Annotated in this window: 13 protein-coding genes; 1 reads left to right on the top strand and 12 read right to left on the bottom strand. The window is 35.9% G+C overall.

Annotated elements, in window-relative coordinates; translation table 11 throughout:
* Positions 1 to 64: 64 nt before the first annotated feature.
* From M2372_RS23625 to M2372_RS23570, 12 genes are all read right to left on the bottom strand, one after another.
* Positions 65 to 478, bottom strand: a complete 414-nt coding sequence (locus M2372_RS23625; protein WP_115972722.1) for a PaaI family thioesterase — start codon at positions 476 to 478, stop codon at positions 65 to 67.
* Between the two features lie 5 nt (positions 479 to 483).
* A complete protein-coding gene (locus M2372_RS23620; protein ID WP_115972723.1) occupies positions 484 to 801 on the bottom strand; it encodes a hypothetical protein in 318 nt (105 codons plus the stop codon).
* A 77-nt stretch (positions 802 to 878) separates the two neighbouring features.
* Positions 879 to 2,009 (bottom strand): 3-hydroxyacyl-CoA dehydrogenase NAD-binding domain-containing protein, encoded by a 1,131-nt coding sequence (locus M2372_RS23615; protein WP_115972724.1) that lies wholly within the window; start codon positions 2,007 to 2,009, stop codon positions 879 to 881.
* 93 nt (positions 2,010 to 2,102) lie between these two features.
* On the bottom strand, positions 2,103 to 2,903 hold the full coding sequence (locus tag M2372_RS23610; protein WP_123321548.1) for an enoyl-CoA hydratase/isomerase family protein: 801 nt from the start codon (positions 2,901 to 2,903) through the stop codon (positions 2,103 to 2,105).
* A 152-nt stretch (positions 2,904 to 3,055) separates the two neighbouring features.
* On the bottom strand, positions 3,056 to 3,520 hold the full coding sequence (paaD, locus tag M2372_RS23605; RefSeq protein WP_123321547.1) for a 1,2-phenylacetyl-CoA epoxidase subunit PaaD: 465 nt from the start codon (positions 3,518 to 3,520) through the stop codon (positions 3,056 to 3,058).
* Between the two features lie 3 nt (positions 3,521 to 3,523).
* Positions 3,524 to 4,333 (bottom strand): alpha/beta hydrolase, encoded by an 810-nt coding sequence (locus M2372_RS23600; RefSeq protein WP_123321546.1) that lies wholly within the window; start codon positions 4,331 to 4,333, stop codon positions 3,524 to 3,526.
* Between the two features lie 6 nt (positions 4,334 to 4,339).
* A complete protein-coding gene (gene paaC, locus M2372_RS23595) occupies positions 4,340 to 5,089 on the bottom strand; it encodes a 1,2-phenylacetyl-CoA epoxidase subunit PaaC (RefSeq protein ID WP_123321545.1) in 750 nt (249 codons plus the stop codon).
* Between the two features lie 106 nt (positions 5,090 to 5,195).
* Positions 5,196 to 5,477, bottom strand: coding sequence for a 1,2-phenylacetyl-CoA epoxidase subunit PaaB (paaB, locus tag M2372_RS23590; RefSeq protein ID WP_034679196.1), 282 nt, complete (start codon positions 5,475 to 5,477; stop codon positions 5,196 to 5,198).
* Positions 5,478 to 5,589: 112 nt separating this feature from the next.
* Positions 5,590 to 6,528, bottom strand: a complete 939-nt coding sequence (gene paaA, locus M2372_RS23585; protein WP_123321544.1) for a 1,2-phenylacetyl-CoA epoxidase subunit PaaA — start codon at positions 6,526 to 6,528, stop codon at positions 5,590 to 5,592.
* A gap of 113 nt (positions 6,529 to 6,641) precedes the next feature.
* A complete protein-coding gene (locus tag M2372_RS23580; protein ID WP_123321543.1) occupies positions 6,642 to 7,727 on the bottom strand; it encodes a 2Fe-2S iron-sulfur cluster-binding protein in 1,086 nt (361 codons plus the stop codon).
* Complete coding sequence (locus tag M2372_RS23575) at positions 7,727 to 9,043, bottom strand: phenylacetate--CoA ligase family protein (protein WP_123321542.1); 1,317 nt, start codon at positions 9,041 to 9,043, stop codon at positions 7,727 to 7,729. The genes M2372_RS23580 and M2372_RS23575 overlap by 1 nt, the downstream gene beginning before the upstream one ends.
* Before the next feature lie 300 nt (positions 9,044 to 9,343).
* On the bottom strand, positions 9,344 to 9,994 hold the full coding sequence (locus M2372_RS23570; protein ID WP_228455803.1) for a TetR/AcrR family transcriptional regulator: 651 nt from the start codon (positions 9,992 to 9,994) through the stop codon (positions 9,344 to 9,346).
* A 291-nt stretch (positions 9,995 to 10,285) separates the two neighbouring features.
* Here M2372_RS23570 and clpB point away from each other — a divergent pair, with 291 nt between their 5' ends.
* Positions 10,286 to 12,880, top strand: coding sequence for an ATP-dependent chaperone ClpB (clpB, locus tag M2372_RS23565; RefSeq protein WP_123321541.1), 2,595 nt, complete (start codon positions 10,286 to 10,288; stop codon positions 12,878 to 12,880).
* Positions 12,881 to 13,039: the final 159 nt, after the last annotated feature.

Below are 13,039 nucleotides of genomic sequence, written 5' to 3'. Positions count from 1 at the left end.
TGATAGTAAGATTTAAAGAATACAATAATTTTCAAATTACCTCATCTTCAAATTTTCAAATTCTTTATAATTCTGTTACTTTTTTTCCGATTTTATATACTGTTCCTACAAACTTAGCAATCAGCTCATTGTTCTGATTGGTGATCTTAATGTCATAAACAGCCGTCTTTCTGGTATCATTCACCAGAATGCTCTCTGCTCTGAAAACATCCCCTTCTTTCCCAGCTTTGGTAAAATTGATAATACAGTTTAAAGCTACAGCAGCATCTCCTGTATTGTTGGATGAAAATGCCAGTGCAGAATCTGCAAAAGCAAACGTTACGCCTCCATGCACTGTTTTAAGCCCATTAATCATATCTTTCTTAATCGGCATTTCTATTAAACAGTAATTTTCTTTTACTTCAATCATCTTGATATTCATCCATTGGGAAAAATAATCCTGATTGAACATATAATCTGCTACTTGTCTTGGATTCATTTCTACTATTCGTTTGTTATTTCTTCATATAATTCATCGGATAATTTGTCGTAAACACTCATGGTCTTACCCAGAATCACCTGTTCATATGAAAGATGAGTACCGGAATTATCAGAGCTATTTTCTCCTTCATACATTGCGTTTAAATCAATTCCACTTTCATTAGCAAGTCTTTGAATTAACGTTCTGTATTTTTCATTAAACTTCCCCAACAATTCAAGTCTTTCCTGACTATCTTCTATGGATGAAGCTTCCTGAGTCAAATACTGTTTCTCAATTAAAAGCCTTGTTTCCAGTTCTGCTCTGAATTCTTCTATATTCATTTTTTAATTTAACAATATATCAGCTTATCAATGTTTCTCCAAAGAATCACATTGGTAAGCTGATATATTTATGTAGTTTATAGTTTACGAAGTAAAGGACTTTGTCTGTACCTTTCTTCCTGATATTCATTGTAAAGGTTCTGTAGGGTCTCAGAGATTTTTAAGTATCCGATTTCTTTTCCCCAACCTAATAATCCTTTTGGATAGTTTACTCCTTTCTGCATGGCCAGTTCGATGTCTTCATCATTTGCAACCCCTAATCTTTTAGCTTCCACAGCTTCATTGATCAGCATTGAAATAATTCTTAAGAAGATCTGCTGATAAAGAGCATCATCTTTCTGTGCTTCCGGTTTTACAGCGTCTTCACTGTAATCGTAGAAACCTTTTCCTGTTTTTCTGCCATGAAGTTTAGCTTCAGACATTCTCTGTTGAAGTAAAGATGGTTTATATTTAGGATCATAGAAATAATCTTTATAAACCGTTGTTGTTACGGCAAAGTTCACATCTACTCCAATAAGGTCCATTAATTCAAAGGGTCCCATTTTGAAGTTTCCTACCGTTTTCATTGCATCATCTACCTGTTCTGGTGTTGCAATATTTTCTTCAACAATTCTTAATGCCTCACCATAATATGGACGGGCAATTCTATTGACGATGAACCCAGGAATATCTTTAGCTATAACAGGCGTTTTCCCCCAATCTTTCATGAGGTTGTATATTTTTTCCGCTAAAGTTTTTTCTGTTAATAAAGAAGGAATTACTTCTACTAAAGGCATCAGAGGAGCCGGGTTGAAGAAATGAATTCCGATGAAACGCTCTGGTTTCTTGAGTTCTGCCCCCAGAGAGGTGATAGAAATGGATGATGTATTGGAACCGATGATACAGTCTTCGGAAACATAAGTTTCAAGCTCTGTAAAAACTTTGGTTTTGATATCTTTATTTTCAATGATCGCTTCAATAACCAGATTAGAATCTTTTAAATCCTGTAAGGCTTCACCTTTAACGATATTGTTTCTGATCTCTGCAGCTTTTTCCTGGGAAATTTTCCCTTTTTCAGCTAATTTCTGAAGGGTTTTCTCTAACCCTGTAAGTGCTTTATCTATTTGTGGAGCATTAGCATCGAATAAAACGACCTTGCATCCTGCTGTTGCAGCTACCTGGGCAATTCCAACACCCATGGTTCCTGCCCCAATAATTCCAATATTCATTTTTATCTGTACAATGTATTAATGTAAAATGTATTCATGTAAACAAGTTTTAAAATCATTAATACATTTTACATGAATACATTAATACGAATTTTACCTTCCTTTATAATCAGGTTTTCTTTTCTGTAAAAAGGCATTTACACCTTCTATGAAGTCTTCTGTTTCTGCAGCTTCCTGTTGTAAGTCTCCTTCCAATTCCAATTGCTCTTTTAAAGTATTGGTGTAAGAATTAGCAAAAGCTTTCTTTGTTAACTTAATTGCTGCGGTTGGCATGTTTGCCATTCTTTCAAGAATTTCCATTGATTTTGGACCAAACTCTTCTTCATTGAAAACCTCAGCGACAAGACCATGAGTTTTAGATTCTTCAGCAGATAATTTTTTACCTGTGAACGCTAAATAATTGGCCAATTGTCTACCTAAAAGCTTCGGTAAGAAGTAAGTTCCTCCTGTATCAGGGATCAAACCGATATTTGAAAATGCCTGAGCAAAATAAGCTTTGTTGTTGGCCAATACGAAATCGCAAATTAAAGCCAGCATTGCTCCTGCTCCTACTGCAGGTCCGTTTACCAATGCAATAACCGGTTTTTTGCAACGGGTAACTTCCATTACCAATGGATTGTAGTAGTCTACCACAATTTTTCTGATAATATCCTGATCATGGTGCTCTTTACCTACCGCAAAAGCTTCTTCAAGATTCTGGCCTGAACAAAAAGCTCTGCCTCTTCCGGAAATAGCAACACATCTTACGGTTTCATCTTCACTGCATTCTTTAACGAAATCTTTAAGATCTGCTAAAGCTGGCTTTGTAAGCGCGTTCATCGTTTCAGGCTGATTCAGATAAGCTATTTTAAGCTTCCCGTCAAAATGCGATTCAATATCGAGTTGTGTATACATAGTGTTGTATTTTATATTTAATAATGCACTAATTTAACAATATTAATCAATGTAATTGTCTAACAATTTAACAATCTAGCACTATCATCGTTATGTTTTGCATAGTCCGTAAATTTTAGGGCTAAACTGATACTTTGATTCAGTGTTACCTATCAGTGACATTTAAAATAATCAAAAGGTTCCAGACAATCTAAGCACTGATAAGAAGCCTTACACAAGGTAGACCCGAACCTGCTGATCTGTTTGGTATGCTCCGAACCACAGCGTGGACATTTTTTCGGTTTCCCGATGTGATTCTCGTCTGCTCCTTTTTCAGGAGGCGTAATTCCGAAAGCACGTAGTTTTTCTCTTGCTTCATCGGTCAGCCAGTCTGTTGTCCATATCGGAAACATTTTGGTGACTACTTTTGCTTCCCATCCGTTTTCCTTCATCATCTTGATAATATCTTCTTCAATGGTAAACATTGCAGGACAGGCGGAATATGTAGGAGTAATTATCACCTCACAGGAATTTTCACCTGTTACCTGTGCGTCTCTTACAATTCCTAATTCTACAATATCAATCACCGGAATTTCCGGATCGGGAATTGTTTTTAATAAATCTAAAAGCTGATTCATATTCTATTTTTTATCAGAACCAAGAATTATTTTCATTGAATTCTGATAGTCCAAATTATCTGTTATTCCGTTGTGATACTGATCTTTTAATACGATCAGGCTATCCCTTTTTTTGAAATTATTTTTAAGTTTTAAAGAGGCATTATAATGAATAACCTCATCTTTATCACCATGAAAAATAATAACAGGTGATGGAACAGTTTTTAAATATTCGTTGGTCTCAAAATTATATTTCAGTAAAAACTTAGGAAGAAATGAAAATTTCTGACTCATTTCATCTTTCATACTGTAGTAAGGTGCTTGTAAAATTAACAATCTTGCCTGATGGTCTGATGCTAATTTCGCTGCCAATCCTGTTCCTACAGAGTATCCTAAAATAATAATTTTGTTTTCCGGATATCTTTTTAAAAGCTCCTGGTAAGCATTCTCAACATCTGAAAAAAGCTGATCTTTACTATTAATATGATCTTCGCTTTTACCGTAGCCTCTGTAATCCAATATAAACGTATCATAATTCATACTTTTATACAATTGAGCGACTTCACTCCAGTCTTTTATTGATCCTCCGTTTCCATGAAGGTAAAAGATAACTCCTTTGGGATTTTGAGTTTTAAATAATACTGAACTCAAATGCTTTTCATCCTTTGTCCGGATTGTTATTTCTTCAAAACTACCATCAAAATTAAACTTATAATTTTCAGATAATTTTTCTGGATAAAAAATTATTTTCTCCTGATAGAAATAGATTCCCACACATAATACGACATATGCTGTAAGAAAAAAAGCAAGTATTCCCAGAAGCATATTTTTCATGACTTACTACCAGGTACACCCAGGATACGCTCTCTGCATATACTGAAGCTCACAAAGGATAAACCCAAAGTATTCTGTATGATATCCTGTTCTGGATTTTGGCTGCATGAAAGGATTCGCTGGATATTCTAACCCAAAACTTTGGAAATCTTTCTCTGTAATCGCAACAAACTCTTTATATAGCTCATCAACATTAGGAACGATATTTAAAACAACAAGATCATCTTCACCTTCTGATTTGGCAAACAGTCCTTTTGTATATTCCCAGATATTTTCGATGGCTTTTTCCAAACGCTGGCGGCTTTCTTCTGTTCCCTGAGCAAAAATCTTCATCCAGGATGCCGTATGAGTATAATGATATCTTACTTCTTTTAATGATTTTTGAGCAATAGCTGATAACTCTTCATCTGCAGAATTTGATAATGCTTCATACATCAGTTTCTGATATATAGAGAAAACATATACTTTAAGAATGGTCTGTGCATAATCTTCGTTAGGAAGCTCAGTCCAGTGTGCGTTTAGATATTCGTGTTCATATCTTAAAAAGGCAATATCATCCTCATTTTTACCGTTATCAATCACTCTTGAAGCATACACATAAAAGTTATTGGCCTGCCCAAGTTCATCCAACGCAATATTCGTTAATGCAATATCTTCCTCTAAATAAGGACCTTCACCGCACCATGCAGACAAACGCTGTCCCATAATGAAACTGTCATCTGCTAGTTTTAATAAATAATTATATAATGGGTTCATTGTTTAGTAGATTTGAAGACTAACAGATGATAGACGGATAGATGATAGATAGGTACACTTTAATGCCTTTTATCTCTTCGTCCATTATCTCCAAGTCTTATTCTTATTACATATTTTTTACGTCGTTTGGAATATCGTAGAAAGTTGGGTGACGGTATAGTTTGTCATCAGCCGGATCGAAGAACGCTTCTTTATCTATCCCTTCCGAAGTCACAATATATTTACTTGGAACTACCCAAACAGAAGTTCCTTCTTTTCTTCTTGTATAAACGTCTCTTGCGTTCTGTAAAGCCATTTCTGCTGTTGGCGCCTGTACAATTCCAACGTGTTTGTGAGATAATCCCGGTTTAGTCTGAATAAACACTTCCCACATATCTAAATTTGCCATAGTCAAATTAATTTAACAATGTATCAATGTACCAGTTTACCAATGAGATTCTTCGCTTTGCTCAGAATGACAATTGATTGTTACATTTTTACATTGGTATATTGTTACATTATTATATTACTTCTTTTTGTTGTTTCTCTGCAAAAGCCGCAGCTGCTTCTTTTACCCAAGAATTTTCTCTTTGCGCTTTTCTCTTCGTCTCAATACGTTTTTTATTGGCAGGTCCGTTTCCTTTTAAGATTTCCATGAATTCACCCCAAGGAAGTTCTCCGAAATCATAATGCTGTCTTTCTTCATTCCATTTCAGATCTTTATCCGGAATCGTTAATCCTAGGAATTCAGCCTGAGAAACGGTAACGTCAATAAATCTCTGACGAAGACTGTCGTTACTTTCTCTTTTTACTCTGTAGTTCATAGAGATTTTAGAATTTGGCGAGCTGTCATCATTAGGACCAAACATCATTAAAGCCGGCCACCAAAAACGATTTAAGGAAGCCTGAGCCATTTCTTTCTGTTGTTTTGTACCACGGCAAAGCGCCATCAGGATCTCATACCCTTGTCTTTGGTGGAAAGATTCTTCTTTACAGATTTTCACCATCGCTCTTGAATAAGGACCGTAAGAGTTCCCCATCAACATTACCTGGTTCATAATGGCAGCACCATCAACCAACCAACCGATAGCACCGATATCAGCCCAGCTTAGAGTCGGATAATTGAAAATACTGGAATATTTTGCTTTTCCTTCCAGCATATCATCGTAAGTAGCATCTCTGTCTGCTCTGATGCTTCCGTTTCCTAAGGTTTCTGTTGCAGAATAAAGGTATAAACCGTGTCCTGCCTCATCCTGAACCTTAGCCAGAAGTGCCATTTTTCTTCTTAATGATGGAGCTCTGGAAATCCAGTTGGCTTCCGGTAGCATTCCTACGATTTCAGAATGTGCATGCTGTGAAATCTGGCGAACCAATAATTTTCTGTAATCATCGGGCATTACATCTTTTGGCTCTACTTTATTTTCTTCGTGAACGTATTGAACAAATTTTTCTAAGTCCATAATCTTTTAATTTGAGAATTTGAGAATTAGTTAATTTGAAAATTATTTAGAGAAACTGAGAATAAACTATTACCCATTTTCAAATTTCCAAATTAGCACATTTTCAAATTGAATTAAACATCATAATTAAGCATCACCACATTTGTTGTCGGGTGACATTGGCAGGTCAGAACGTAACCTCTGGCTACTTCATCTTCGGTAAGCGCGTAGTTTTTCTCCATGAAAACTTCTCCCTCCAAAACTTCCGCTTTACACGTACAACAAACTCCTCCTTTACATGCAAAAGGCACAGGAAGATTGTCTTTCAATGCTTTATCTAAGATACTCTCTTTTTTGGAATTAAGGTGGAATGAATATTCATCATCATCAATAATGACCGTTACCATACTTTCAATATTGGCAATCGCTTTGAATTCATCACTCATTTCCTCCGTATTCTCTTCATCAGGGGCTGTGAAATATTCAAATAGAACCTGAATTGCCGGTACTTTTTTATCTTTCTTTAAATAATCTGCAATCCCTTTAATCATCTCTGAAGGACCACAAATGAAATAAGTTGCTTCTTTTACATCGATCTCGGTGTATCTTTCAAACAGCTGATCTAATTTTTCTGCGGAAATTCTTCCTTCAAAAACCGGATCTTCATGTTTCTCACGGCTTACCAGATAAATCACTTTCAGTCTTCCGTTGAACTGCTCTACCAGCTTATCAATTTCAGCCTTTCTTAAAACATGATTCATACTTCTGTTGCTGTAAAACAGGTAAGCATTGCTGTTAGGCTCCTGATAAAGGCTTTCTTTGATATTGGATAAAACCGGTGTAATTCCGCTTCCTGCAGCTAATCCTATATAAGTTTTTATATTGGTAGGGTGATAAGAAGTGTTGAAACCTCCCATTGGAGGCATTACTTCCAGCATCTCATCCATATGAAGATGCTCATTGAAATATCCTGATACTTTTCCGTTTTCCAGCAATTTCACCAAAACTTCCAGGGTATTGCTTTTTTCGCTTGGAGCATTGCAGATAGAATAAGAACGTCTCTCTTCATTTCCGTTGATCATCATTCGGAAATTAAGGTACTGTCCCTGTTTGAACCTGAACTTGTCTTTCAGTTCTTCAGGAATTTCTACCGCTACATTCACAGCGTCTGAAGTATCCTTCTGAACCTTTACAGTTTTAAGTTTATAAAATGAATTCATTATTTTTTTAGTATTCTATTAATTTTTCCACCTTCGCACTTCGGCAAACTGTCCTGAGCATGAACTTTCACCTTTGTAGTGATTCCTACTCTCTTTTTTATTTCGTTTTCAATATTTTTCCCAAAGCTTCCGACAAAATTAAAATAATCATCGGTATTTGCTTGTATTTTTTGTGTATTGACCAGCTCATCATCTATTTCAACATCAATATCTAAGGCGACACACATATGTTCTTTTTCTATTGGAGTTAAATAATAATTGGGAACCACTCCTTTTACATGAGAAAATACCTCTTCAATCTGGCTTGGATATACGTTTACCCCTCTTACGATCAGCATATCATCTGCTCTGCCAATAATCGGCTTCATCTTCACCATGCTTCTTTTGGCATTTTCATCATAGTAAAGACTTGTAATATCATTCGTCCAGTAACGCAGAAGCGGCATTGCTTTTTTCGTTAATGTGGTAATTACAAGCACTCCTTCTTCCCCAAACGGAACAGGCTGCTTGGTAATTGGGTCCAGAATTTCAGGATAGAAATGGTCTTCCCAAATGTAAGAACCTCCTTTTTCTTCAAAGTCTTCCATAGAAACTCCAGGACCGATAATTTCACTCAAACCATAAATATTGGTTGCATGAACACCCAATCTTTCTTCAATATGCCCCCTGATAATTTCTGTCCATGGTTCTGATCCCAATACTGCATACTTAAGACTGATTTCATCGGCAGAAATTCCTCTTTTAGCAAATTCATCAGCAATGGTTAAAGCATAAGATGGGGAACAGCAGATTACTTCCGGTTTGAAGTCTACAATAAGATCTACCTGTCTGGCTGTCATTCCTCCTGAAATAGGAAGAACACTCATTCCCAACATTTCTGCACCGTAATGAAGCCCTAAACCTCCGGTAAAAATCCCATAACCATAAGCATTATGCAGCTGCATTCCCGGTCTTGCCCCTGCTGCATGTAATGATCTTGCCACCACTTCACTGAAAAGATCTACATCTTCTTTAGTGTATCCCACCACTGTTGGTTTTCCTGTAGTCCCACTTGAGCAGTGAATCCTCTGAAGTTCAGTTTTAGGAACTGTAAATAAACCGAATGGGTAATTGTCTCTTAAATCCTGTTTATAAGTAATCGGAAGTTTCGTGATATCATCAATTGACCTTATTTCCTGTGGAGAGATCTGCAATTCATTAAACTTTCTTCTATAAAATTCCGATTTCTCGTTCAGATAACCCATGAGATTTACTAACCGGTCGGATTGAAGCTGTCTCAATTGACCCAGCTCCAGATATTCAACTGAAAAATCCATAAAACTAACTAACATTTGTTAGGTGTAAATTTAAAAAGATTTTGGAAGCTGGCAAAATTTTTATGATTTTCGTCATATTTTGAATGATTCTAAATAACTAATTTGAAATTACTCATGAATCATTACAAATCAAAAAAATACGGAAAAGTTGATAGAAGCTGCTCCACATGCTATTTACCGTTCAAAGCGGAATGAAATGAACGTGGAATCTCAAGAAAATTTCTTTAAAATGTAAAACTAAATATTAAGTAAGATCTGATAATTATGAGATTCCTCATTCGTCAGAATGACAAAACTATATTACTTGCTTTGATTCCCCAGAAGTCCATAAAGAATTTTATCCCTTATTTCTTCAGTAATCTCATCTGTAGAATCACTGCTTCTTTTAAACCAGAAATAAGAATTATTCAGGGTATGAAGAATGAATCTTGTTGTAAAGGAGGGCGATTTCAGTTCCCAGTTTTCGGCCTGGTAGATTTCGGAAATCAGCTGCTCTACTTCCTGCTGATAATTTTTCCTTAATTCTATAAATTCAGGAAGTCTTTCTTCCAGATGTCTCCACTCTATGGAATAGATGTGGGTAACATCACGGTTTTTAAGAACAACTGACAGGTGTTTATCTAAAAACAAATTCAGTTTTTCCCTTGGAACAATATCTGTATTTTTTACTTTCTGAAGCTCATCGAAAAACTCCTGTGCAATACCAAAACAAACCCACTCCAGAATTTCTTCTTTTGAACGGATATGCGCATATAAGGATGCTGCCTTGATATTAAGCTTCGTAGCAAGATCTCTAACAGAGCTTCCCATATAGCCCTTTTCCTTGAAAAGTTCTACTGCTACGTTTAATATTTTCCTTTGTTTTTCTTTAAGTTCCATCTGTAAAAATGCAAAAGTAGTTATTCTGAAATAAATTGAATACTGGAATCCAGCAAATTCAGTGAATTCCAAATTTACTTTTCAGGCTTCTCTTCTTTAAGCTGACTATTTGTTCATCAATTTCAGGGAAATTTTTATAGAATCGGAAATTTTGTCAAGTTAAATTATCGTTAAAAATACATAATCCGGAAATTTTGTCCATATTTTTTGTAAATTTAATAATTGAATGGTTTTTGCGATACACTCTTCGATTACATGATTAAATAATTGATAGGCATTAAGAAGCTAAGCCTGAAAATTTAGTTTCTTGATGTTTTTTTAAAACAAAACTTTAAACGAATCATTACCAAAAATATATAAAATATGAACTTAAACCAATATACTGTAAAATCACAAGAAGCCATCCAAGCAGCACAACAGGTTGCCATGGAATTCGGTAATCAAAGTATTGAACCTCAACATCTCCTTGAAGGAATCTTTCAGGTAGATGAAAATATATCACCTTTCTTATTAAAAAAGTCTGAAGCAGATGCCAATTTAGTAAGAGAGCGCAACCGCGAAAATTTAGAAAAGCTTCCAAAAGTACAGGGAGGAAATATTTATCTTTCACAATCAGCAAACAAAGTATTGCTGGACGCGCCCAACATCGCTAAAAAAATGGGTGATGAATATGTAACGATTGAACATTTATGGCTATCCCTTATTGAAACCAGTTCCGAAGTTTCTCAAATGTTGAAAGACATGGGTGTAACTAAAAAACTATTGGAAGGAGCTATTAAAGAATTAAGAAAAGGAAGCAAAGCTACTTCTGCAAGTTCAGAAGAAACTTATCAGTCTTTAAATAAGTATGCTAAAAACTTCAATGAGTTAGCAGCTGAAGGAAAGCTGGATCCGGTAATCGGGCGTGATGAAGAGATCAGAAGAGTTTTACAGATCCTTTCCAGAAGAACAAAAAACAACCCTATCCTTATTGGAGAACCAGGTGTAGGTAAAACAGCTATTGCCGAAGGGATTGCTCACAGAATTATCAGTGGTGATATTCCTGAAAACCTCATGAATAAAACCTTGTATTCATTGGATATGGGAGCATTGATCGCGGGAGCAAAATATAAAGGGGAATTTGAAGAGCGTCTGAAATCTGTAGTGAATGAAGTGATCAAATCTGACGGACAGATCATTCTTTTCATTGATGAGATCCATACTTTAGTGGGTGCCGGAGGCGGTGAAGGGGCTATGGATGCCGCCAATATTCTGAAACCAGCCCTTGCCAGAGGTGAATTAAGAGCAATTGGAGCAACTACCTTGAGTGAATACCAAAAGTATTTTGAAAAGGATAAAGCCTTAGAAAGACGTTTCCAGAAAGTAATGGTGGAAGAACCGGACACAGAATCTGCGATTTCCATTCTTCGTGGAATTAAAGATAAATACGAGGCTCACCATAAAGTAAGAATCAAAGATGAAGCAATTATTGCTGCCGTGGAAATGTCTCAAAGATATATTTCAGACCGATTTTTGCCGGATAAAGCAATTGACCTTATCGACGAGGCTTCTGCTAAATTAAGAATGGAGATCAACTCCAAACCAGAAGAACTGGATGTTTTAGACAGAAGACTGATGCAGCTAGAAATTGAATTGGCTGCGATTTCAAGAGAAGGCAATCAAACCAAAATTGACCATTTAAAAGAAGACATTGCTAAAATTTCCGAACAGAGAAACGAGATCAATGCCAAATGGCTGAAAGAAAAACAGAAAAGTGAGGATCTTACCCAGATCAAAAAAGATATTGAATCTCTGAAATTAGAGGCTGAAAGAGCTTCCAGAGCAGGAGATTATGCCAAAGTAGCGGAAATCCAATATGGAAAACTTCGTGAAAAAGAAGATGAATTGGCAAAACTTGAACTCGAAATGCAGAATCATCAGAATGAACTTATCAAAGAGGAAGTAACTTCTGAAAATATCTCTGAAGTCATTGCAAAATGGACAGGCATTCCTGTAACCAAGTTATTACAGTCTGAAAGAGATAAATTATTGAATCTGGAAGCAGAACTCCACCACAGGGTTGTGGGCCAGGATGAAGCTATTGAGGCTGTAGCAGATGCGATCAGAAGAAACAGAGCTGGATTGAGTGATGATAAAAAACCAATTGGATCTTTCTTATTCTTAGGAACCACCGGTGTAGGTAAAACAGAGCTTGCAAAGGCATTAGCTGAGTTCTTATTTGATGATGAAAACAATATGACCAGAATTGATATGAGTGAATATCAGGAACGTCACAGTGTTTCCAGGTTGGTAGGAGCGCCTCCGGGATATGTAGGGTATGATGAAGGCGGACAATTGACTGAAGCGGTAAGAAGAAGACCTTATTCAGTAGTACTTTTAGATGAGATCGAAAAAGCACATCCAGATGTTTTCAACACTTTACTTCAGGTTTTAGATGATGGCCGTTTAACAGACAATAAAGGTCGTGTAGTGAATTTCAAAAATTCAATCATCATTATGACTTCAAATTTAGGTTCACATTTAATTCAGGAGAATTTTGAAAACTTAACCGAGGAGAATCAGGATGAGATTGTGGATAAAACCAAAGATGAAGTTTTTGATCTTTTAAAACAAACATTAAGGCCTGAATTCCTGAACAGAATTGATGAGATTGTATTGTTCCAGCCTTTAAGAAAGAAAGAAATCGGAAAAATCGTTCAGTATCAGCTGAGAGGATTTAATGAAATGCTAGCAAAGCGTAACATCATCATGACGTTTACTCAGGATGCAGTAGATTATCTGATGGAAAAAGGATACGATCCGGCATTTGGGGCAAGACCTTTAAAAAGAGTGATCCAGCAGGAGGTATTGAATAAACTGTCTAAAGAAATCCTTGCAGGAAATGTAAACGATGGTGACAGAATAACCCTGGATTATTTTGTAGAAACGGGCTTGGTATTCAGACCTACTGAACAATAAAAGAATAAAGTAGTTTTTTTCATATACATTAATTTTTGTAGATAAGTGCTGTAGAGAAATCTGCGGCACTTATTTTTTTAATATCTCTTGTTTAAGTTTGATTAATGCTAAAAAAATAAGATTATTAAACCGGTAAATCCTCACAAACTCCAATCATTA

Source organism: Chryseobacterium sp. BIGb0232, assembly GCF_024810195.1.
Taxonomy (GTDB): domain Bacteria; phylum Bacteroidota; class Bacteroidia; order Flavobacteriales; family Weeksellaceae; genus Chryseobacterium; species Chryseobacterium pennae.
This window is presented reverse-complemented; position numbering and strand designations above follow the sequence as displayed.